Source organism: Stenotrophomonas sp. SMYL86 (assembly GCF_036320025.1).
GTDB classification, from domain to species: domain Bacteria; phylum Pseudomonadota; class Gammaproteobacteria; order Xanthomonadales; family Xanthomonadaceae; genus Stenotrophomonas; species Stenotrophomonas maltophilia_A.
Genome location: NZ_JAWIRU010000024.1, coordinates 12,670 through 32,314, shown reverse-complemented (window position 1 = coordinate 32,314; position 19,645 = coordinate 12,670). Strand labels below are relative to the sequence as shown.

At 65.9% G+C, this 19,645-nt stretch carries 23 protein-coding genes; 11 read left to right on the top strand and 12 right to left on the bottom strand.

Annotation, left to right across the window (positions count from 1 at the left end; translation table 11 throughout):
- Positions 1-51: 51 nt before the first annotated feature.
- Positions 52-1,344, bottom strand: a complete 1,293-nt coding sequence (locus V3B64_RS19630; protein WP_049462930.1) for an XVIPCD domain-containing protein — start codon at positions 1,342-1,344, stop codon at positions 52-54.
- Between the two features lie 27 nt (positions 1,345-1,371).
- Entirely contained in the window at positions 1,372-2,232 is an 861-nt protein-coding gene (locus tag V3B64_RS19625; RefSeq protein ID WP_049462929.1) for a hypothetical protein, read from the bottom strand.
- A 219-nt stretch (positions 2,233-2,451) separates the two neighbouring features.
- Here V3B64_RS19625 and V3B64_RS19620 point away from each other — a divergent pair, with 219 nt between their 5' ends.
- Positions 2,452-3,378, top strand: coding sequence for an XVIPCD domain-containing protein (locus V3B64_RS19620; RefSeq protein ID WP_329914758.1), 927 nt, complete (start codon positions 2,452-2,454; stop codon positions 3,376-3,378).
- A gap of 42 nt (positions 3,379-3,420) precedes the next feature.
- Here V3B64_RS19620 and V3B64_RS19615 read toward each other — a convergent pair whose 3' ends face one another.
- On the bottom strand, positions 3,421-4,203 hold the full coding sequence (locus V3B64_RS19615) for a hypothetical protein (RefSeq protein ID WP_143048150.1): 783 nt from the start codon (positions 4,201-4,203) through the stop codon (positions 3,421-3,423).
- A gap of 219 nt (positions 4,204-4,422) precedes the next feature.
- On the opposite strand from V3B64_RS19615, the gene V3B64_RS19610 reads away from it, so the two are divergent.
- From V3B64_RS19610 to V3B64_RS19600, 3 genes are all read left to right on the top strand, one after another.
- Complete coding sequence (locus V3B64_RS19610; protein ID WP_329914757.1) at positions 4,423-5,568, top strand: YncE family protein; 1,146 nt, start codon at positions 4,423-4,425, stop codon at positions 5,566-5,568.
- A 286-nt stretch (positions 5,569-5,854) separates the two neighbouring features.
- Positions 5,855-6,367 carry a hypothetical protein gene (locus V3B64_RS19605; RefSeq protein ID WP_329914756.1) on the top strand — a complete coding sequence of 171 codons (513 nt, stop codon included), beginning with the start codon at positions 5,855-5,857 and terminating at the stop codon, positions 6,365-6,367.
- A gap of 9 nt (positions 6,368-6,376) precedes the next feature.
- Positions 6,377-7,321 (top strand): XVIPCD domain-containing protein, encoded by a 945-nt coding sequence (locus tag V3B64_RS19600; RefSeq protein WP_329914755.1) that lies wholly within the window; start codon positions 6,377-6,379, stop codon positions 7,319-7,321.
- A 3-nt stretch (positions 7,322-7,324) separates the two neighbouring features.
- Here the strand turns inward: V3B64_RS19600 and V3B64_RS19595 are convergent, their stop codons facing one another.
- Positions 7,325-7,717, bottom strand: a complete 393-nt coding sequence (locus V3B64_RS19595) for an XVIPCD domain-containing protein (protein WP_329914754.1) — start codon at positions 7,715-7,717, stop codon at positions 7,325-7,327.
- Positions 7,718-7,792: 75 nt separating this feature from the next.
- Positions 7,793-8,272 (bottom strand): nuclear transport factor 2 family protein, encoded by a 480-nt coding sequence (locus V3B64_RS19590; protein ID WP_329914752.1) that lies wholly within the window; start codon positions 8,270-8,272, stop codon positions 7,793-7,795.
- A 222-nt stretch (positions 8,273-8,494) separates the two neighbouring features.
- Here V3B64_RS19590 and V3B64_RS19585 point away from each other — a divergent pair, with 222 nt between their 5' ends.
- Positions 8,495-9,307 (top strand): alpha/beta hydrolase, encoded by an 813-nt coding sequence (locus tag V3B64_RS19585; RefSeq protein ID WP_329914751.1) that lies wholly within the window; start codon positions 8,495-8,497, stop codon positions 9,305-9,307.
- A 9-nt stretch (positions 9,308-9,316) separates the two neighbouring features.
- Positions 9,317-9,490 (top strand): hypothetical protein, encoded by a 174-nt coding sequence (locus V3B64_RS19580; RefSeq protein ID WP_097048477.1) that lies wholly within the window; start codon positions 9,317-9,319, stop codon positions 9,488-9,490.
- 91 nt (positions 9,491-9,581) lie between these two features.
- On the opposite strand, the gene V3B64_RS19575 is transcribed toward V3B64_RS19580, so the two are convergent.
- Positions 9,582-10,262: a hypothetical protein gene (locus V3B64_RS19575; protein WP_329914750.1), complete on the bottom strand. Its 681-nt coding sequence runs from the start codon at positions 10,260-10,262 to the stop codon at positions 9,582-9,584.
- A 133-nt stretch (positions 10,263-10,395) separates the two neighbouring features.
- Between V3B64_RS19575 and V3B64_RS19570 the strand changes: the two genes are divergently transcribed.
- Both V3B64_RS19570 and V3B64_RS19565 read left to right on the top strand, forming a co-directional pair.
- A complete protein-coding gene (locus tag V3B64_RS19570; RefSeq protein WP_182267155.1) occupies positions 10,396-11,055 on the top strand; it encodes a hypothetical protein in 660 nt (219 codons plus the stop codon).
- A 70-nt stretch (positions 11,056-11,125) separates the two neighbouring features.
- Positions 11,126-12,094 carry a polysaccharide deacetylase family protein gene (locus V3B64_RS19565; RefSeq protein ID WP_132809012.1) on the top strand — a complete coding sequence of 323 codons (969 nt, stop codon included), beginning with the start codon at positions 11,126-11,128 and terminating at the stop codon, positions 12,092-12,094.
- Between the two features lie 3 nt (positions 12,095-12,097).
- On the opposite strand, the gene V3B64_RS19560 is transcribed toward V3B64_RS19565, so the two are convergent.
- The 3 genes from V3B64_RS19560 to V3B64_RS19550 form a co-directional block, all read right to left on the bottom strand.
- Positions 12,098-12,940 (bottom strand): MnmC family methyltransferase, encoded by an 843-nt coding sequence (locus V3B64_RS19560; RefSeq protein WP_329914749.1) that lies wholly within the window; start codon positions 12,938-12,940, stop codon positions 12,098-12,100.
- Between the two features lie 127 nt (positions 12,941-13,067).
- Positions 13,068-13,391: a hypothetical protein gene (locus V3B64_RS19555; protein ID WP_049399132.1), complete on the bottom strand. Its 324-nt coding sequence runs from the start codon at positions 13,389-13,391 to the stop codon at positions 13,068-13,070.
- A gap of 69 nt (positions 13,392-13,460) precedes the next feature.
- Positions 13,461-13,877: a hypothetical protein gene (locus V3B64_RS19550; protein WP_049399133.1), complete on the bottom strand. Its 417-nt coding sequence runs from the start codon at positions 13,875-13,877 to the stop codon at positions 13,461-13,463.
- Between the two features lie 90 nt (positions 13,878-13,967).
- Here V3B64_RS19550 and V3B64_RS19545 point away from each other — a divergent pair, with 90 nt between their 5' ends.
- Positions 13,968-14,252 carry a hypothetical protein gene (locus V3B64_RS19545; RefSeq protein ID WP_004139696.1) on the top strand — a complete coding sequence of 95 codons (285 nt, stop codon included), beginning with the start codon at positions 13,968-13,970 and terminating at the stop codon, positions 14,250-14,252.
- Between the two features lie 119 nt (positions 14,253-14,371).
- Here V3B64_RS19545 and dmeF read toward each other — a convergent pair whose 3' ends face one another.
- Complete coding sequence (gene dmeF, locus V3B64_RS19540; RefSeq protein WP_329914747.1) at positions 14,372-15,343, bottom strand: CDF family Co(II)/Ni(II) efflux transporter DmeF; 972 nt, start codon at positions 15,341-15,343, stop codon at positions 14,372-14,374.
- A 48-nt stretch (positions 15,344-15,391) separates the two neighbouring features.
- Between dmeF and V3B64_RS19535 the strand changes: the two genes are divergently transcribed.
- Positions 15,392-15,676, top strand: a complete 285-nt coding sequence (locus V3B64_RS19535) for a metal-sensing transcriptional repressor (RefSeq protein WP_032130410.1) — start codon at positions 15,392-15,394, stop codon at positions 15,674-15,676.
- A 221-nt stretch (positions 15,677-15,897) separates the two neighbouring features.
- Here the strand turns inward: V3B64_RS19535 and V3B64_RS19530 are convergent, their stop codons facing one another.
- Entirely contained in the window at positions 15,898-16,269 is a 372-nt protein-coding gene (locus tag V3B64_RS19530; protein WP_329914746.1) for a MerC domain-containing protein, read from the bottom strand.
- Positions 16,270-16,338: 69 nt separating this feature from the next.
- Between V3B64_RS19530 and V3B64_RS19525 the strand changes: the two genes are divergently transcribed.
- Complete coding sequence (locus V3B64_RS19525) at positions 16,339-17,664, top strand: GTP-binding protein (protein WP_032130408.1); 1,326 nt, start codon at positions 16,339-16,341, stop codon at positions 17,662-17,664.
- Between the two features lie 136 nt (positions 17,665-17,800).
- Here the strand turns inward: V3B64_RS19525 and V3B64_RS19520 are convergent, their stop codons facing one another.
- On the bottom strand, positions 17,801-19,408 hold the full coding sequence (locus V3B64_RS19520; RefSeq protein ID WP_329914745.1) for an ATP-binding cassette domain-containing protein: 1,608 nt from the start codon (positions 19,406-19,408) through the stop codon (positions 17,801-17,803).
- Positions 19,409-19,645 lie beyond the last annotated feature (237 nt).

Below are 19,645 nucleotides of genomic sequence, written 5' to 3'. Positions count from 1 at the left end.
GGTCGGCCGGGCAGGGCGCATGCGCTGCCCCCTGCCTGGCCCACGGAAGGCTCACGCCATCCGCATCCCCTCCCGCTGCACCTGCTGCGCGCTTTCCACATCCTGCGTCTGACGCTGCGCCAGTGCGTCCAGCTGCCGGTAGCTCTGCTCGGCCGGCGCCTGCACGGCCTGTTCGGCGGAGATGGCCACCCGCAGGTGGGCCGGATCATCCAGCGCGCCCTGCACCAGGAACAGGTTCTGCCCCGCACCCCCAGGGCCGTTGGCCTTGCCGAGCATCACGTGGTCCACCTGGCTGAGGTTGTTCTCTTTGGCCAGCACCGCCAGGCGCGCGGTCACGCCATCAGGGTTGTTGCCCAGTACCAGGCCGTGCTCGGCCTGCAGGCTGGCCACCTGGCCGCGGATCTGCTGGTACACCGGATCGTTGGCGTGGTCGGGGCGGTTGGCGGCCAGCTGCGTTTCGCGGCCATCGCGCTCCAGCGGCTCGTTCATCACCACCTTGGGCGTTTCAAGGCGGGTGCGGTAACTGTCCTCGGGGTGGAAGTGCGTGGCCTTCTCCGCGCGCTCCAGGCGCACGGCACGGGCGTCGTCCAGCGAGGCGATGATCCTCGGGTTGTGCTCACGCAGTGGGATGCTGCCTGGCACCTGCAGGTACCAGGCCTGCTCCTTTTCCGAATACATGTGGTACGAACTGCGCGAGCCGATGACATTGGGATCGCTGCTGGGCAGTGCCTCAGCCATGAGCGAGCCTTCGTACAGGCCCAGCCGGCCGACATAGCCGGTGGCGCTCCAGAAGGGCATGGCCAGGTACGCGCTGCCCAGCGTGTTGGCCGCGCGCTGGGTACCACCGACATCGTTGTTGAGCATCTCCTTCCAGACTTCCTCGGCCTTGCCCTCTCCGCGTTCCTTGCGGGTGGCTTCCAGCAGCACACGCGGGGTCCAGCAGTTGGGGTCGAGGTGGTGGCGCTTGAAGGCTTCATCGTGCGCCTGCTGCACATCGCGGCCGGGCAGATTCAGGGCCAGATCGGGGCGCTTGGCCTCCATCCAGTGCTCGCGGCGTTCCAGGTCGCGGTGCAGCAGGGTCTGGCCGAAGGCCTCCCATTCGCGCTCGGTCAGGTTGCGGTTCTGCAGGGCCGGGTTGCGGTCGTGCTGGTCACGGGCCTGCGACTGCGCGTAGGCGTTGGCGACCTGGCCCGGCAGGTTGTCGTTGCGCACCACGCCCAGGGCCAGCAGACCGTAGCCATCGGAATGTTCCTTGTGCGCCAGGTAGCTCCAGTAGCGCTCGCGGTTTCCGCTGTCTGCGTATTCCCTGAGGATCTCCAGATCCTTGCGGGTCAATTCACCCATGTGTCGTTCCTCCTGAACCCTGGTCGGTTACCGCAGCTTGTAGCGGGCCAGCAGGACGCGCGTGGCGTCCTCCACGGCCTTCCAGTCCTTGAGCAGCACGCGCGGGTAGATCGCGCGCACCGATAGCCCATCCTGCGGGTCGGTGAAGGTATGCGTGCAGGTGGCCACCGGCACATCGGGGTCATCCACCAGCGTGGTGCCCTGCACGGTCAGCCCCTCGCGCCCATCCTGCGGCGGATTGCAGGTGATGAAGGTGGCCAGCGCGCCCTGTGTGTCGCGGGCGATGTACCACTCCTGGTCGGTTTCGGGCGTGCGCACCGGCGGCGCGCCGCGCTGCGCGGCATACGCCTCGGAAAACCGCGTCATGCGGGCTTCGTCGATGACGTACGGGGTGAGCCCGAAGTGCGGCGTACCGGCGTTGCGCAGGTCCAGCCGGCGGCGCGGGTCGTCACGGTTGATCGAGCCGTCCTCGGTGGTCGCTTCGGTGCTGGTCTTGCGCGGCAGCAGCTCGGCGATGGGGAGGGCGTCGATGTAATCCAGCGACAGGCTGATGGCGCGGTGGTGGTCGGACATGCTGCGCGAGGCGCGCGTGCCCGGCGGTGCCGCCTGCAGGTCGGGCCACAGGAGGGTGAGGCCGATGCCGCCGCCCACCGCCGGACCCATCTGGTCGTCGTACAGGTTGGCGGGGAAGGCGTAGCGGTGTGGGCCCAGCGTGGCTTCCACGGGGGCGGTGGTATAGGTGTAGCCGTCCACGGTGTGGGACTGTGCGGTGTCGGTCATGGGGGTCTCCCGGTGCTCCGGTTCCTTGGAGGGGGCCTTGCTGCAGGCCGTGCTGCTTGCCAAGGCGATGGCCAGGGCCAACCAGCGGCCCGGCGGTGGCAGGTTCATGCGGCCGTTCCTTGAGGTGTACGAGGCACTATAGGACAGGTTCTGCGGCGTATTCCACAGAGCCGGTCACGCTCCATATCTGCATCCGGTGCCTCAGCGTTCGCTGGTTCACACATTCAGCATGCCTCCACTACGGGCCCCGGGCTCCTCCACCTGCCTCCCATCCCACCTATGCCATCATCCAGCCAGGACCGCAGCACCCATCAAGGCTGAACAGGCATGGAGCAGGCAACACGCTACACGGCAACGCTTTATCTGGCCGCCCCCGGCACCCTGCTTAAGAGTGGAGGCATCTCCCCGCGCGGCCACATGTACCTGCAGGTGGCGGCAGGCGACGTGGCCCACAGCTACGGCTTCGCACCGCCGCGCCAGGCGCCGGGTGAAGCCCCCACGGGTGCGCAGTACGCGCAGGTGCGCCACGACGATGCCGATGAGCATCTGGACCCGTACTACAGCCGCACCCTGGAAATCACCGAGGAGCATTACGGCTGCCTGCGTGATTTCGCTGAGGAACCGGCCGAGTTCGAATTTGATGTGGATCGCCCGGCCACCATCAATCGCTGCAGCGATTTCGTCTGGGCGGCGCTGCACTACGCCGGCCTGCATCCGCTGCCGGCGCCGCTGGATGGCGGCAGCAACCTGGGCGAGTTCGCGGTGTTGTTCAACCTGCCGGAAATCCAGTGCATTGCCGCGCCGTTCCCGGGCAGCGATCTGAATGCCGAAACCCATCATGCGATGCCCGAGCGCGAGGCCGAGCACCATCGCCAGGGTGACCGCGCCAGCGATGAGCCGCCGCCGACGCCGATTGAAGTGGCCGGCACGCTGCTGGACCCTTCTCATCCCGACCATCGCCTGTTCTCGCAGCTGATCCAGAAAGTGGCCGAACTGGATGCCGCGCATGGCCGCCCGTTCGATGCGGCCAGCCAGCGCATCAGCGCCAGCCTGCTGGTGCTGGCCAAGCAGAACAATCTCTCGCGCGTGGACCACGTGCTGCTCAGCCAGCCGACCAAGAGCAGCCATGCGGCAGAGAGCATCTTCATCGTGCAGGGCGACCGCAACGACCCCGGGCACCGCCGCGCCAGCATCGCCACTGAAGTGGCGGCCAAGACGGATGTGGCCGATTCGCTGCGGTTGAAGGAGCAATAGTCCGCGCCAACGGTTGCTTGCTCGGCTGTACGAGCTGTGTCATCAACGCCCGATTAGCAGGCGAATCGCAGTTGGGATTCGATTGGCTTGCTCGTAGTCGCGGCCCAACTGTTGATGCAGCTCGAATACTGCCCACTCCGCATTCTGCAAGCGGACGATATCCTCGAATGGCGGTGCACTTGATTGTGTCGTCAGCAGAAGGTGTTCGTTCACGCCGGCATCCAGCAAAGTCTTCGTCATCAGGATGTCCGTATACAGCGAGCCCTTGGCTTCGCCAATATGAACGCTGAAGATTTGCTTGGTTCCCTCCATCGTCTTCACAGCCCTGTCGCGATTGGTCAAGACCTGCAGGAGTGCTGAGTTCAGTTCCTGAAGGCGCATCTTGGAATCATTTGGGTCTGAGGATCCAAATCCGTCCAGATGTTGGACGTAGTTACTGATGTCGTCGAGTATGCCCTTCCAAACGTAAGTGTGCTCAGGGTCGAAGTATCTTTGCCTCGCTCTTGCTGCGTCGGCCGCCAGATGATTGATGCCTGTAACGTGATCAATCGTAAGCTGCTGCTCGCCAATGAAGGGGAGGTTGTGCTCGGCGCGTGTCTTCTGCATTCGTTCTGCCAGTTCATTGCTGTAGTCGCGTATTTCCTTCAGCGATGTCTGACCCGTTTCACTAGAGACCAAGGGCGTATATATCGTCAATGATGACCACGCCACGTAGCTGATTGCAGCAGCCAGCAATAGCCAAGCGTAGATTTTTGCGCGTGTCCTGATTTCCAATTTTGCTCCGAAACGTGGATTGCCCACTGTGGCAATCGGCGAGTTGGCCAAGTTCTTTAGGCCGTACATCTTCGGGGAGCGGAGATGCCAACGAGCGGTTTCTCGTCCTCACACTGTGGCCGAGACCGATTGGCGCATCGCCAATTGAGAACTGCTACCATTCCCCCGCTACCCAGCCAGCCTACCCCGCGCAGACAGATGCAGGTCGGGCCGTCGTAGAACGGCCCAGCGAGCCAGGACACCCTCCCGTGCCCATTCAAGGACGCTCGCATGTTCCGTAATCCTCTCTTCCGCTCGGCCGCTCTGGCCGTTGCCGTTTCGCTCAGCCTCGGCGTGCCCTCCGCGTTCGCCGACAACGCACCCGCCGCCAGTGCCACCGCCGCCGTGCAGCGCCAGGCTGTGGCAAAGGGCCTGTACGAGCTGGCCTACAGCCCGAAGCAGAATGCCGTGTTCGTGGCCTCGTCCGGCGGTTTCGGCGATGACGCCGGCCCGGCCCAGGTGCTGCGCCTGAACCCGACCACGCTGGCCGTGGAAACCCGCATCCCGCTGGAGCGCAAAGCGTTCGGCGTGGTGCTGGATGACGCCCACAACCGCCTGTACGTGGGCAACACCGTGGACCTGTCGGTGACCGTGGTCGACACCGCGCAGAACAAGGCCGTCGGCACCATCCAGCTGATGGAGAAGAAGACCGGCAAGGACGGCAAGGCTGCTTACACCCACGACCTGCGCGAACTGGTGGTCGACAGCGCGCCCAACCGCCTGTACGTGACCGGCCACAGCAGCCAGCCGGACGTGAGCAGCGTGCTGTTCGTGATCGATACCACCACGCTGAAGGTGATCAACACCATCGACGGCCTGGGCAATGCCAAGGCACCGGGCCTGGCGCTGGATGCGGCCAACAAGCGCGTCTACACCAGCAACCTGCTGGCCGATCTGGTGGTGGTGGGCACCGATTCGAACAAGGTGGTGGCACAGCACAAGATCGCCGCCGAGCAGCCGATGAACATCGCGCTGGACCCGGCCGGCAAGCGCCTGTTCGTGACCGACCAGGGCTCGGAATTCCTGCGTGGCTACCAGGCCAAGAGCAGTGGCCTGGTCAGCAAGCATCCGGGCCAGCGCGTGCTGGTGCTCGACCGCAGCACCGGCAAGGAACTGGCCAGCATCCCGACCGATGCCGGCCCGCTGGGCATCCTGCTGGATGCACCGCGCAAGCGCCTGTACGTGACCAACCGCGAAGCCGGTACGGTGACGGCCTACAACAGTGACAGCTACCAGAAGGTGGCCACCTACACGGTGCCGACCCACCCGAACAGTCTGGCGCTGGATGCGAAGAACAACGTGCTGTACGTGAGCATCAAGAACGGCGAGAAGGATGACAAGGGCGCCGACGAGAGCGTGGCGCGGATTCAGCTGTAAGGCTGTTCGGCAGCGTGAGAGGGAAGGGCAGGGCGATGCGTCCTGCCCTTCTTCATTTTCACCTGAACGGCGCAGTCCGATGCCCTGGAATCCAGCTGGCATCACGTTGTGGCTTACGTACCTGGTGTAGATTTTCAGAAGACGCTACAGACGAGGTCCATGGATGACACTTCGGAATTACCTGTTGAGGACGGCCAGCGCTGCATGCTTGGTTCTGCTGGCGGCCTGCCAACCCGCCGCGGCCCCCGCACCCCAAACCCGCGCGGCCACAGCTCAGGAGAACGTCGTGCCGATCATCCGACCGTTCCCGGTCACCGCCATGCATGAACCGATGGTGGTCGATTTTGAACTGACACCGCCCGGCCCGAACGCTGCCCCCACGTTGCTGATCGGCCTTCGCGTGAAAGGCGAGGATGACGCACAGGCAGCGCAGGCTGCCGAACGCCTCGTGCGCGAGGGACTGCCGGCTGAAGTGCTGCTTGAACGTGTCGAGCAGGTTGGTACTGAGCCGGTGCCGCTGACCCGTCGCCAGTTCAATGGTTTTGAACCTTCTGAAATGGTGGCTGTCGGCTCGGATGGGCATGTGCCCGGCGTAGTACCCGACAGTGCTGACGACGCGTCCCTGGTGGCTGCCGGTCTGATTGGGCCGGACGGGCACTATCGCACCGTGACCTTTGCCTGGGCCGAGCAGGTGAAACCCGGTCACTACCGCCTGCGCCTTCGCCTGCTGTCACCGGCCGCGGGGCTGGGGGCTGTTCCGTCTGAACTGCAGTTGGCTTACACACACCGCGCCAAGTAGGAGTACGTCATGGATGATCGCTATATTGTTTCCATCTACGTTGCCGCACCCGGAACACCGTTGCGGGCCGGTGGAACGTCCATGGCCGGGCATGTGTACTACACGGTCTCCGATGGAAAGACGAGCCACAGCCTGGGATTCGCGCCGGAAGAGCATGGCGCCCGAAGTGGCCCGGGCAAGGTGTACACCAATGATGCAGATCAGTATCAGAAGCCGATCTACCGACGTGATATGGAGATCTCCAAGGAGCAGTACGACAAGCTGCTGGCGTTTGGAAACGCCCCTGCGAAGCATGGCTTTGAGATGAACTACAACGGCGCCAGCAACAGCTGCATCGACTTCACCTGGGGCGCGTTGAATCACGCGGGCCTGCATCGTCATGACATCTTGGGCATGGAGCGGAAGGGCTTCGAGGGCAACCTCAAGCCGCTGGACAACGTGGATGCGATCCGTAGCATCCGCGCGCCATTTCCGGACAGCGAGCTGAACAGGGAAGTGCGCAACCCGATGCCGGAGCGCACGCTTATGCAGCGCCTGATCAGCGAGCAGCATCTTCCGCAGAAAGACAGGGAGCTGCTGGAGTCCATTCGCAGCAAGGTGGCGGAGGTGGACCAGCAGCATGGCCGAGCCTACGACGATGCAAGCGAGCGTATCTCTGCGAGTCTGCTCGCGTTGGCGAAGGAAAAGGGTATCGAGCGGGTGGATTACGTGGCGCTGAGCCAGGCCACTGCAGATGCAGGGGCAGGCCAGCGGATCTTCCTTATCGAGGGCGATCCAGCGAACCCGGCGCATACGCGGGCATCCATGGAGACCGCAACGGCCGCGCAAGCACCCGTGGAGCAATCGTTCACCAAGGTGGAGCAGCTGGAGCAGGACCAGAAGGCGCAGGCGCTTGCGGTAGGTCAGGAGCCTCAACTGGCCGTGCAGGAGCAGAGCATGATGCGGATGAGCTGACGCTCACCCCATCCGCGGAGTGGGATTCTGCATTTCCTGCGCTTGCGGCTCGACCTGCTGTTGCGCCGCCAACCCCAACGCCTGCATCGACTGCTCCACCGGCGTCTGCGCCGCCACAGCGGTCGGCATCATTGCCCGCAGATGCGCAGGATTGGTCGGGTCGCCCTGCACCACGAAGATGTTGTGCCCGGCCGGATGCTGGGCCGTCGCATTGCTGACCAGCACATGGTCGACCTGTTGCAGCCCTTGCTCGCGGGCTAACACGGTCAGGCTGGCGGTGAGGCGCTCGCTGGTCTGGTCGAACGGACGGCCATGCTGCGCGTCCAGCGCGGCCACGCCCTGACGGATCTGCTGGTTGAGGCCGTAGTCCGGGTGGTTGGGGGTGATCTCTGCCATGGCGATCGAACGGTAGCGGTGGGTCGTGGTGGGCCCGGTCAGTATAGATCCGGCCCGTGAAGCACGCCCGATGGGTCAGTCCGCCGGCCGATGGTCGTAGCTGATCACCCGCTCGGCCAACCAGCGCCCGTCCACGCGGTGCCAGATCTGGATGAAGCGGGCCCGGCCCACCCAGCGCTCCACGCCGTCCTTGCCGCGTTCATGGAAGCGGTGGTCGCCGATCTCCAGCGCCCGCTCGTCGCGCAAGGGGAACACCTGCAGCGAAGGTTCCACCAGCTCACGGCGCAGGCTCCAGCCGCCCTTGCGCGCATTGCTGCACATGTTGGCCACGCTGCGGCGGAAGTCCTCGCGGTTGCTGGCTGACTTGCCATCCTTGTCATGGAAGAACTCCATGTCTTCGGTGGCCATCGCGGCGGCCCTGTCGGCATCGCAGGCCTCGAAGGCCACAGCAAAGAGCTGGGTGTCGGCCTGGCGGATCTGTTGGCGCAGGTCATCTGCGGGCGGCGGTGCGGCAGCGAGACCGGCGGCGAGCAGGGGCAGGGTGAGCAGCAGCATGGCGAAACTCCCGGGGAGGGTTCACGCAGGCTCGCATGGCGTTTGGTGCGCTGCAGCCGGCGTCTGACGAAACGGCCGTTCCATGGAGTGAATGCCCGCATTGGCGGCCCGGCTCCGGCGGCGTCGCCTGTGCAGGCGATGTCATGGCGATCGGCGATTCCGTCACGGTCGCGATAGGGGCCGGCCAATAGCCTGAAAGCCTCCCCTTCCACAGGAGCTCCCATGCCTGCTTCCCGCATCCGCCTGCACGTTGAAGACACCGGTGGTGACGGCCGCCCGGTCATTCTGATCCACGGCTGGCCGCTGTCTGCCGATGCCTGGAAACAACAGGTGTCGATCCTGCGCGATGCGCAGCATCGGGTGATCAGTTACGACCGGCGCGGCTTCGGCCGTTCCGACAAGCCGGCCGAGGGCTATGACTACGACACGCTAGCAGCGGACCTGGCCGGGGTGATCGAGGAGCGTGACCTGCACGACGTCAGCCTGGTCGGCTTCTCGATGGGCGGCGGTGAGGTGGCGCGCTATGTGAGCAATCATGGGCAGGACCGTCTGCACAGCGTGGTGTTTGCAGCGGCGGTGCCGCCGTTCCTGCTGCGCAGTGATGACAACCCGGAAGGCCCGCTCACCCAGGAAAAGGCCGATGAAATGCGCAGCGGTCTGGAGAAGGATCGTGAGGCGTTCTTCGATGGCTTCACCCGCGATTTCTTCAGCGCCCATGGCCAGTTGATGGTGACCGAAGAGACGCGTCAGGCGGCGATCGCGTTGTGCCATCAATCCGACCAGAACGCAGCGCTGGGGTGCATGAAGGCGTTTGCTACCACCGACTTCCGCGAAGACCTGAAGAAGATCACGGTGCCAACCCTGGTCCTGCACGGTGACAGCGATGCCATCGTGCCGTTTGAAGGTTCGGGCCAGCGCACGCACCGGGCCATTCCGGGCAGCGAAGTGGTGATCCTGGAAGGCGCACCACATGGGTGCAATACAAGCCATGCGGACCACTTCAATCTGGCGCTGCTGAACTTCCTGAAGCGGTAAGCTGCGGCCATGCGTGAACCGAAGACGCCCCCGTGGAAGAAGCCCAATCCCAAGGGCCAGACGTCGCAGCCGTTGTCGCCTGCGCAGAAGGAGGCAGCCCGGCAGCGTGCGGAAGAGAACGGGCGGCGTTATCCCAATCTGGTGGACAACATGTGGGCCGCGAAGCTGCCGCGCGGATCGTGATCTGTAGAATCGAGCCATGCTCGACTCCGCTCTGCATCCATCCATGCATGGCGTGGATCTACTGCAACAGCAGCCGAGCATGGGCTCGACTCTACAGGTCGACCAGCGGCTTCCAGCCGGGTTCCAGCCAGGGTGAGATCTCGCGCTGGCGGACGGTGATTGACTCCGTCGGCACCCCAGCCAGGCGCGCAAGCTCCGCACGCAACCGTTCGGGGTCCACCGGCACTGCCGTAGCCACCTGCAGCCGATCCCCCTGATGCCTCACCTGCACCGGTAGCGTGGCGTGCGCTTCATGCTCGCCGCCGGTGCGACCGATCGGGTAGCGCATCGTTACCGGCCGCGACAGCTGCGCCAGTGCTGGCTGCCACGCCTGTAGTACGAGGGGCTGCCCGGCAGCGGGAACATGTACTTCAGCAATCGTAGCCGGGTAGCCGGTGATGCTCTCGACCATGACCTGGAAGCGCGCGCCATCCGGCACGACCAGCACGGTGGCGATCAACGTGAAGAGCGAAACGAACACCGCTGCGAGGTTCCAGCTGCGCGGCGCGGAGGCCGGGCGAGTTGCGGTACGCAGACCTGGCTTTCGCCGCAGCTTGCGCGCGTAGATGCGCCGGTCCTTCCTGCGCGGGCTGCTGCTGTGCTCGGGCAGGTTCAAGGGAACCCGTGGAAGGCGCGCCACGCGGGCCTTGATCAGGCGCGACAGCAGCATCCAGGCGATCACGAACGCCAGCAGCGGAAGCAGCGTTCGCACCCACAGATACAGCGTGACCATCCACAACACCTCTACATACGACCATCCATGCTCATCCACATCCTACCGGGACCGCGCGCCGGTTGTCGTATCCGCCAGCCGACAAGCACAGGGCGCTTGGTTAGGATGGTCCTTTGTTGTCATGGATGAACCGATGGTCTCTGCTGCTACCCGCTTCTGTCGTATCTGTGGTCCTGGCCCGATCCTGCTGGCACTGCAGGTGGTGGCGCTGCTGGCGGTAGCCCTTGCAGTCGGCTTCTTCCACTACCGTGTGGGACTGCTGCTGGAGCCGGTGGATGATGCATGCGGTGGGCCCGACCCTGTCGCGCGCATGCAGGTGGCCGAACAACTGCTGGCGCGGTCCACTGCGCTTGCACCGTGGCAACCCTTGCAGTGGATTCCGATGGCGGGCGTGGTACTGGCGCTGCTGGGCGCGATGTCGATCAGCGTCTACCGGCTGGGCCGCCTGTCGGAACGCCTGCGACGTGCCAACTGGGGGCTGATGGCGCTGCACGCCGCGATCCTGGCGCTGGCCCTCAGGGCATTGCACCTGTACGACCTGGCATGGACTGGCGTGGCCAAGTTGTCCCCAGCGGCGTGCCTGGTGGAGCTGGGCGAGCAGGGCCGGTTGCCGCTGGCACAGGCACAGCAGGTGGTGTTCGAGATCCTCACCCATGAGCATGCACCGCTGCTGCGCAATCCCGATGATCTTGCCCTGGTGCTGGTCGCGTTGATGCTGATGGCGATGGCTGCAGGATTCATGTTGTGGCGGGCGATCGTGCGCGAACGTCAGGTGCAGTCGCCCGGCCCATAGCGGGTGTGGGGCCGGCCGCGCGCCCGCAATCGCGCTAGAGTCAGCACTTCGCCCCTGCAAGGATGTGCTGATGCGTTGGTTGCTGCGTGCGGTGCCATTGCTGCTGTGTTCGTTGGCGGTACACGCCGCCGAGGTGGATCGCCGGATCGCGATGACCATCGACGACCTGCCGTGGGCGCGGGTGGACGAGATCGTTCCGCCGGACCTGCAGTCGCGGCACGAAGCGCTGATGGCCCAGCTTCGCCAGGCGGGTGTGCCGGTGGTCGGCTTCGTCAACGAGAACAAGCTTGAGATCAACGGACACGTGCAGCCCGCGCGGGTGCAGATGCTGCGCGACTGGCTGGACGCCGGCTATGTGCTGGGCAACCACACGTATTCGCACATGGATCTGAACGCCAGGGGTGTGCCTGCGTTCCAGCAGGATTTCCTGCGTGGTGAAACGGTGCTGCGGCCGTTGCTGGCCGAACGTGGACTGAAACCGCAGTGGATGCGCCATCCCTATCTGCGTGCCGGACGCACACCGGAAGAACGCGCGGAGATGGACGTGTTCTTCAAGCAGCACGGCTACCGCGTGGCACCGGTGACGGTCGACAACGGGGAGTGGGTATGGGCGTTTGCCTATGCCAACGTGATGAACGAGCAGCCCGATTCCCCGGCGCGCGAGGCGACGCTGGCGCAGCTGCGCAAGGGCTATGTGCCGTACATGCTGAACAAGCTGGACTACTACGAGAAGCAGTCGCAGGCGCTGCTGGGCTACGCGCTGCCGCAGGTCTGGCTGATGCATGCCAACGAACTCAATGCAGCCACCTTCGCCGAACTGGTGGCGGCGACGAAGCGGCGCGGCTATCGCTTCATTTCACTGGATGAGGCGATGCGCGATCCTGCTTACGCGCGCGGCGCCGAGGGCTACAGCGGTCGCTATGGCCCGAGCTGGCTGCACCGCTGGGCAATGGCCGAGAAGAAGCCGAAAGACTTCTACGCCGGTGAACCGGAAGTCCCGAAGTGGGTGATGAAGCTGGCCAAGGTTGACTCGGAATGAAGCTCAGCGCTTGACGGCCAGCACGCCGTCCAGCGCCAGCTCGGCCTTGAAACCGGCTTTTTCCAGGCGTTTGGCCACTTCGCGCGGCACGTCGCGGCCGCTGGTCAGCTTGTTCGGCGCGCCGGTGTAGTGGAACAGGCGCCCGCCCTTGCGGATGACGCGGGCGAGGTGGTCGTAGAACACCTGCGAGTACAGTTCGCCGGCGATGCCGAAGCGCGGCGGGTCGTGCAGGATCGCGTCGACACTGTTGCTGGCCACCTGTTCGATCTGCTGTGAGACGTCACCGTGGCTGAACTGCAGGCGGCCACCGGCGGCGGCCGAGTCCGGATCCGGCGACCACGGGTTGAGCGTGCGCAGCCACATCACATCGGCGTTCTTCTCGAACGAGCGGATCTGGCCGACACCGGCTTCCAGCGCGCAGGCGGCGAAGTAGCCCAGGCCGCCGCAGGTATCGAGGATGACCTTGCCGGCCGGGGCGACCAGCTCGACCTTGCGGCGCGCATCCTCGAACGGTGACAGCTTGGAGGTCGGCAGCATCTTGATGCCGTCGATCTCGAAGGTCGGTGCGCCCCATCCGGTCGGCACCAGCTTGATCAGCGAGCTGCTGTAGCGCGAGATAGGTGCGAAGTCCTCGCCATCCCAGTAGTACAGCGTGCGGTCCTTCAGCTTGCCCGGCCACGGGTAGGCCTGGCCACGGAAGTGGAAGCCGTCTTCGTTCAGGGCCACGCTGTCCTGGCTCCGGCCCAGGTCGAGCGAGCCCTGCCATTCAGCAGCGCCCTTGTCATGGGCACGGCGCAGGGTGTCAGCGCTGTCGCGGGTCAGCAGGGGGCCGGTGTAATGGGGCACGGCGGGTACCGGGGCGGTTCGGGGGAGGGCATGGTACCGCAGCTGTTGCCGTGGCCACGCGTGGCTGCTGCAGTAGATCCACGCCATGCGTGGATGTAGACGGGAGGAGCCGAGCGTGGGCTCGGCGCTACCGCTGGCTGGTGCAGCTGTAGCCGTGTGTGGTTCCTTCCCCTGAAATCACGCCGACGCCACGCGACGGCTGCATGCCTACTCGCGCGCACGACCGACGATGGACCTCCTGGGTTTCCGGTGGCTGCCGATCAAAGTCGTAGCGCAGGCTGCCGTCTTCCTGCATCAGCCAATGCACGGTAACGCGCTCATGGCGACCATCACCGAGATCCCAGTCCAGGGTGCGCATGATCAGGGTCTGGCCATCGGGCAGCTGCCGGACTTCGTCATAGGCACCCTGGGTCTTCGGCGCGCTTACCGCAAGCAGCAGAAACAGCAGCATTGGCATCGCTCCTCAAAGAAGACAGGATGTGCCCATATTGCCCTGAGCCGCCATCAGAATCATTGCGTCTTACGGGCACTTGACCGCATACACCGGCCCAGCCCCGATCAGCATCAGCGCCATGTAGTCACTATCACTGGCCTTGCCCTTCAGCGTCGCGCCCTTGTTGAAGTGGAAGATGCCGAAGCCACCGGCCATGCGGATCAACGCGCTGTCGATCTGCTCGGCGTCATCGCGGAAGTAGCGGCTGATCTCGCTGCGGGTGGCTTTGTGCAGGGCGTTGGGTTCGCGCTGCCACTGGTCACCGCGGCTGAAGGAGACGAAGTACTGGCCGCCTTCCTTGTCGATGCGGAAATCGGCCGGTTTGCGCGCGCCGGTGGCGAAGCAGCCCTGCAACGGGTCGGCGCTGAAAGGAAGCCCGGCATCACCACTGCAGGCGGTGAGCAGCAGGAGGGCACCGGGCAGCAGCAGGCGGAGCGTGCGCATGGGATGTCCCGACGGGGCAGGTGCGGCTAGTGTAGGCAGCACACGGGCGTGGTCCGTACAGAAATTCGGCAAGGACACAGGGGTTTTCGGATGGCGAAGGGCAAGGCACCGTGGTGCGGCGTGGCCAGTTGGCTGGGGATCGTGGTGGGCTGGGGCGCGGGCAGCCTCGCTGCGCAGGCGGCGGTGGCCGCAGGCGGCAATGGCATGGCTGCGGGATTGGGCGTGGGGGTGCTGGGCGCGGCGCTGGTGGGCTGCGGTCTGGCGGTGGCCTCGCGCGTGCGCGGCGAGCGCTGGCCGTGGATCGGCATCGGTGGTGCAGTGCTGAGCGCGCTGCCGCTGCTGATGTACCTGCTGCGGATGATGTTGAAGCTGTAGTTGTAGAGTCGAGCCATGCTCGACTTGTGGGCAACGCAGCCAGGCATGGCCTGGCTCTACTGGTCAGCGGCGGCCGGAGCATGCCATGCCGGCCAGCGGCCGGCACTACCGGATGCGGGTCAGGCGCTGCGGTGAATCTCCACCGTCACGTGCACCAGCTCCTGATGAATCGCCAGCGCGTTGCGCACGGTATCGGCATCCAGACTGACGTCGCTGGTGACCACACTAGCGCTGACCGCGTACTTGCCGCGACCCACCTGCCAGACGTGCAGGTCGGCCAGGCGCGCCGGCCACGGGCCGTGTTCGATTACCTCGCGTACTTCGGCCACCACCGGCGCATCCATCTGCGCGTCGAGCAGGATTCGGCCACTGTCGCGCAGCAGGCCGATCGCCCAGACCGTCACCAGCACGGCGCCGACCAGGCCCATCACCGGGTCCAGCCAGGTCAGGCCCAGCAGCTTGCCGCCAAGCAGGGCGACGATGGCCAGCACCGAGGTGGCGGCGTCGGCCAGCACGTGCACGTAGGCCGAGCGCAGGTTGAGGTCGTGACCGTGCGCATGGCCGTGATCGTGGTCGTGCCCGTGATGATGGTCATGCCCATGCCCATGCCCATGATGGTGATGCGCGTGGCCCGGGCTGTCGTGCAGCCACCAGGCGCAGAGCAGATTCACGCCCAGGCCCACCGCTGCAATGGCGATGGCTTCGTCGTAATGGATCGGTGCCGGCACCCACAGCCGTTCCAGCGATTGCACGGCCATCAGCGCGGCGACGCAGAGCAGGGCGATGGCGCTGGTATAGCCGGCCAGGATCTCGATCTTCCAGGTGCCGAAGGCGAAGCGCGGATCGTGCGCGTAGCGGCGCGCGCAGCGGTAGGCAAACACCGAGAGGCCCAGCGCCAGCGCGTGCGAACTCATGTGCCAGCCGTCGGCGAGCACGGCCATGGAGTTGAACCACCAGCCGCCGATGATCTCCACCAGCATCATGCCGACGGTGAGCCACAGGGCGCGGCGGGTATTGCGTTCGGCCAGCGGATTGCCGTCGTCGAAGCGGTGTTCGTGGCGACGGGCGGCGGCGAGGGCGTCCAAGTGCATGGCGGCGGGAGCTGGAGTGGATACCCCCATAGGGTATATGATCCCGCCATGGCCCATGTACACAAGAATCGAAAGCAGCTGCTGACCCGGGTACGCCGTATCGCGGGTCAGGTGGCGGCGTTGGAGCAGGCGCTGGACAAGCCCGAGGGGGAAGCGGGGGACTGCGCGGGCGTGCTGGTGCAGGTCGCCGCGGTGCGCGGTGCCGCCCACAGCCTGCTGATGGAGCTGCTGCACGAGCACCTGCAGGAACATGTGGTGGGTGCCGATGACCCGCAGCAGCGGGCGGACGAGGCTGCGGTGCTGGTGGAGCTGCTGCGCCGCTACGGCAAATAGCAGGGGTAGTGCCGGCCGTTGGCCGGCAACTGCAGGTTGCGTCCGAAGCTCATGAGGTTGCCGGCCAGCGGCCGGCACTACCCGTGGCGTCCGAAGCTCATGCGGTTTCCGGCCAGCGGCCGGCACTACCCGTGGCGTCCGAAGTTCATGCGGTTGCCGGCCAGCGGCCGGCACTACCCGTGGCGTCCGAAGCTCATGCGGTTGCCGGCCGGCGGCCGGCACTACCCGTGCCGGTGCCGCGCGTTCCAGATGTGCGTGGCGGCCAGCAGCAGGCTGCCGGTGACCGTCATCGGTGTCTCCCAGTCGTGCGAGGGCAGCGCCAGCGCGCCGGCCAGCAGCAGGCCGAGCCCGGTGCCGGCGGTGGCCCAGGCCAGCACGGGCAGTGGGTGGCGGCGCTCGGCCCGCCACAGCGCATAGCCGGTCAGTGGCAGGGCAATGGCCACGAACAGCAGATGCACCCATTCCGCTTCGGCCCACGCGCCGAACAGCGGCAGCGCGGCGGCCAGCAGGGGCAGCGCCAGGCAGTGCAGCAGGCACAGGCTGGACAAGGCGACCGCGCCGGCATCGAGCAGGGCGGCAGAAGGCGACTTCATCGGGGGAGGTTCCTTGCGCGGCAATTGTTATACAGTAACATTTCCGTTCCGCAGCCAACCCGCTCCGACATGAACACTGTTTCCCGCGCCGACCGTCGCCTTCCGGTCACCGTGCTGTCCGGCTTCCTTGGGGCCGGCAAGACCACCCTGCTCAACCAGATCCTGCGCAACCGCGAGGGCCTGCGCGTGGCAGTCATCGTCAACGACATGAGTGAGGTCAACATCGATGCGCAGCTGGTGCGCGAAGGTGGTGCCGAGCTGCGCCGCACCGAAGAGACGCTGGTGGAGTTCAGCAACGGCTGCATCTGCTGCACGCTGCGCGATGACCTGCTGCAGGAAGTGCGGCGCCTGGCTGATGCGGGTCGCTACGACTACCTGCTGATCGAATCGACGGGCATCGGTGAACCGATGCCGGTGGCGGCCACGTTCGCGGTGCGCGACGAGCACGGCTTCAGCCTGAGTGACATCGCGCGGCTGGACACGATGGTGACGGTGGTCGACGGCAGCGCGTTCCTTGCCGACTTCGGCTCGACCCTGCGCCTGGCTGAACGCGGCCAGCAGGCCGGGCCGGAGGACGATCGAGGTGTGGTCGATCTGCTGTGCGAGCAGGTGGAGTTCGCCGACGTGATCGTGGTCAGCAAGGTCGACCAGGTGGACGACGAGGTGCTGCAGGACACGCTGGCGGTACTGCGTGGCTTGAACCGGGATGCGAAGCTGCTGCTGTCCAGCTTCGGTGATGTGCCGTTGGCCGAGCTGCTGGATACCGGTCGCTTCGACATGGAGCGTGCGCAACGCGCGCCGGGTTGGGTGAAGGAGCTGCGTGGCGAGCACACACCGGAAACCGAAGAGTACGGCATCGGCAGCTTCGTCTACCGTTCGCGGCGTCCGTTCCACCCCGCGCGATTCGCCCGCGCGCTGCAGTCCGGCATGCCCGGCGTGATCCGCAGCAAGGGCTGGTTCTGGCTGGCCAACCGCATGGATTGGGTAGGCGAGTTGAACACCGTGGGCGCGGCGACGCGGACGCAGGCGGCGGGCTTCTGGTATGCCGCGCGCGACCGCGTGCGTGCCGGTCTGGAAGACACTGCGCCGTTGTTGCCGCCGACACCGCTGCCTTACAGCGACCTCGGCTGGGCGCGGCAGCAGGCCGATTGCTGGAGCGCACCGTTGCCGGGGCTGGAAGAGTTTCCGGATGCAGCCGCGCACACGGCGATGCAGCGGCTGTGGCACCCGTTGTGGGGTGATCGCCGCCAGGAGCTGGTGGTGATTGGTGTGCACATGGATGAGCGTGCGGTGCGCGCGGAGCTGGATGCGTGCCTGCTCAATGACCAGGAGCTGCGGGCGGGGCCACTGCTGTGGCAGCAGATGCCACAGGCGTTCCCGGTGTGGAAGCGCTGATGGTGCATTGAGGTTTCCTGGGCTGCCGGCCAGCGGCCGGCACTACCCCGGGTCGATACGCCATGCGTGGATGGCCGACATGGTGGAGTCGAGCTTGGCTCGACTCTACAGAAGCGAATCCACGCATGGCGTGGATCTACAAGGCGTCGCGCCATTGCCAGGCGTCGCCGGTGACCTGCAGCACCTGGGTCGGCCGCAACGCCTGCAGCAGGTGCCGGTCGTGGCTGACCATCACCAGTGCGCCCGGCCATGCCGCAAGCAGTTCTTCCAGCGCCTGTAATGCACTGAGGTCCAGTGCATTGCCGGGCTCGTCCAGCAGCAACAGTTGGGGCGCGGGATCGGCATACAGCACACTGGCCAGCGCACCCTTCACCCGCTCGCCATCGCTGAGGCTGCTGGCGGCGCGCTGGATGCGCTGTGCGTCCAGACTCAACAGGGCCAGGCGCGTGCGCAGCTCCCCGGGGTCGGCACTCGGGTTGGCGGCCTGCACGCTGTCGAGGATGCTGCATTCGCCGGACAGCCCCAGCAGCTGCTGATCGAGCAGCGCCAGCGGTGTGTGACGTTGCACGGTCCCATCGCGCGCGGGCAGCTGACCCGCCAGCACCCGCAGCAGTGTCGACTTGCCGCTGCCGTTGTCACCGACCACGGCAATGCGCTGGCCGCGGCGGATCTCCAGCTGCAACGGGGCGCTGCAGCCATGTGGGAGGACCAGATCCTGCGCCTGCAGCAGGCGCGTGCTGCCACGTTCCCCCGCACCGGCAAACAGCGCCAGTTCCGGCGCGGTGTGAACCGCCGAGGCCGCTGCGCGCAGTTGCTCTGCGCTGGCCTGCAGGCGTTCGGACTGCACCTGCTGCGCGCGCCCATGACTGGCTTCGGCGCGCTGCTTCTGCCGGCCAAGCAGGATCGGTGCCTGGTTGGCCTGCTTCGCATCGCGATTGCCGCGTGCCTGGCGTTGCTGCTGACGTTCGTGTTGTTCGCGAGCGCTGCGTTGCTGTTGCCGATGCTGCGCACGTGCATGGTCAAGCTGGGCGGTGGCGGCTTCACGTTCGGCGGCGCGTGTGTCGGCGTAGTGCTGCCATGCGCCGCCATAGCGATGCAGGCCACGCCCATCGAGTTCGACAATCTGCTGCATTCGGCCCAGCAACTCGCGATCATGACTGATCACCAGCAGGCCACCGCGCCACTGCTGCAACTGTTCGTACAGCTGTTGGCGATGACGCGCATCAAGGTGGTTGCTGGGTTCGTCCAGGATCAGCCAGTCGGCACCGCTGGCCCACGCGCCGGACAGTGCCACCTGCATCGCCTGGCCACCGCTGAGGCGCGCAGCAGGCTGGGCGTGATCGAGATCATCGGGCAAGCCCAGCGCCTGCCACTGCTGCTGCAGGCGTTCACGCAGATCCCAGCGGTCGCCTATGCAGGTGAAGTCGGCCTCATCGACGCTGCCGGCTTCGATGCGTGCGAGCGCGGACAGGGCTTCACCCACACCGGCCAACTCACCGACGGTACCGGTAGGTGGATAGCCCGGTGTGGGCAACAGGAACACGCGGCCACTGCCACGCACCTGGCCACTATCGGGCGACAGACGCCCGGCCAGCAGGCGTGCGAGCACGCTTTTACCAGCGCCATTGGCACCGACCAGGCCGGTGGCGACCGGTTCGAAGGAAAACGTCAGATCGGAAAACAGCACACGGCCGTCGGCCAATCGATACGACACGCGATCGAGCGTGAGGGGATACGGGGTCATGCGACCTCCATGGATGCCGGGTTCTCCCCTGCGCGCAGGGGCGGGAAGAGTCAGGCCGTCTGTTGCGAAGACGGCGGCATCAATGGCGCATTGGTCGCGAGCCTCTGGGAGGGATGAGGGGAGATTATACCGCCCGCAGGGCATGCGAATTGTAGAGTCGAGGGGGGGGGGGGGGGGGTGGGGGGGGGGGGGGGCCGGGGGGGGGGGCGGGGGGGGGCCCAGCACGGGGGCAGCTCA

Bases quoted from the DNA above. Each gene is read 5' to 3' on its own strand.
- V3B64_RS19565 (WP_132809012.1), top strand. From the start codon at position 11,126: ATGCGTTGGTTGCTGCGTGCGGTGCCATTGCTGCTGTGTTCGTTGGCG.
- V3B64_RS19530 (WP_329914746.1), bottom strand. From the start codon at position 16,269: ATGAAGTCGCCTTCTGCCGCCCTGCTCGATGCCGGCGCGGTCGCCTTG.
- V3B64_RS19620 (WP_329914758.1), top strand. From the start codon at position 2,452: ATGGAGCAGGCAACACGCTACACGGCAACGCTTTATCTGGCCGCCCCC.
- V3B64_RS19630 (WP_049462930.1), bottom strand. From the start codon at position 1,344: ATGGGTGAATTGACCCGCAAGGATCTGGAGATCCTCAGGGAATACGCA.
- V3B64_RS19555 (WP_049399132.1), bottom strand. From the start codon at position 13,391: ATGCTGCTGTTTCTGCTGCTTGCGGTAAGCGCGCCGAAGACCCAGGGT.
- V3B64_RS19525 (WP_032130408.1), top strand. From the start codon at position 16,339: ATGAACACTGTTTCCCGCGCCGACCGTCGCCTTCCGGTCACCGTGCTG.
- V3B64_RS19550 (WP_049399133.1), bottom strand. From the start codon at position 13,877: ATGCGCACGCTCCGCCTGCTGCTGCCCGGTGCCCTCCTGCTGCTCACC.
- dmeF (WP_329914747.1), bottom strand. From the start codon at position 15,343: ATGCACTTGGACGCCCTCGCCGCCGCCCGTCGCCACGAACACCGCTTC.
- V3B64_RS19610 (WP_329914757.1), top strand. From the start codon at position 4,423: ATGTTCCGTAATCCTCTCTTCCGCTCGGCCGCTCTGGCCGTTGCCGTT.
- V3B64_RS19600 (WP_329914755.1), top strand. From the start codon at position 6,377: ATGGATGATCGCTATATTGTTTCCATCTACGTTGCCGCACCCGGAACA.
- V3B64_RS19590 (WP_329914752.1), bottom strand. From the start codon at position 8,272: ATGCTGCTGCTCACCCTGCCCCTGCTCGCCGCCGGTCTCGCTGCCGCA.
- V3B64_RS19580 (WP_097048477.1), top strand. From the start codon at position 9,317: ATGCGTGAACCGAAGACGCCCCCGTGGAAGAAGCCCAATCCCAAGGGC.
- V3B64_RS19595 (WP_329914754.1), bottom strand. From the start codon at position 7,717: ATGGCAGAGATCACCCCCAACCACCCGGACTACGGCCTCAACCAGCAG.
- V3B64_RS19545 (WP_004139696.1), top strand. From the start codon at position 13,968: ATGGCGAAGGGCAAGGCACCGTGGTGCGGCGTGGCCAGTTGGCTGGGG.
- V3B64_RS19585 (WP_329914751.1), top strand. From the start codon at position 8,495: ATGCCTGCTTCCCGCATCCGCCTGCACGTTGAAGACACCGGTGGTGAC.
- V3B64_RS19625 (WP_049462929.1), bottom strand. From the start codon at position 2,232: ATGAACCTGCCACCGCCGGGCCGCTGGTTGGCCCTGGCCATCGCCTTG.
- V3B64_RS19570 (WP_182267155.1), top strand. From the start codon at position 10,396: ATGGTCTCTGCTGCTACCCGCTTCTGTCGTATCTGTGGTCCTGGCCCG.
- V3B64_RS19575 (WP_329914750.1), bottom strand. From the start codon at position 10,262: ATGGTCACGCTGTATCTGTGGGTGCGAACGCTGCTTCCGCTGCTGGCG.
- V3B64_RS19520 (WP_329914745.1), bottom strand. From the start codon at position 19,408: ATGACCCCGTATCCCCTCACGCTCGATCGCGTGTCGTATCGATTGGCC.
- V3B64_RS19535 (WP_032130410.1), top strand. From the start codon at position 15,392: ATGGCCCATGTACACAAGAATCGAAAGCAGCTGCTGACCCGGGTACGC.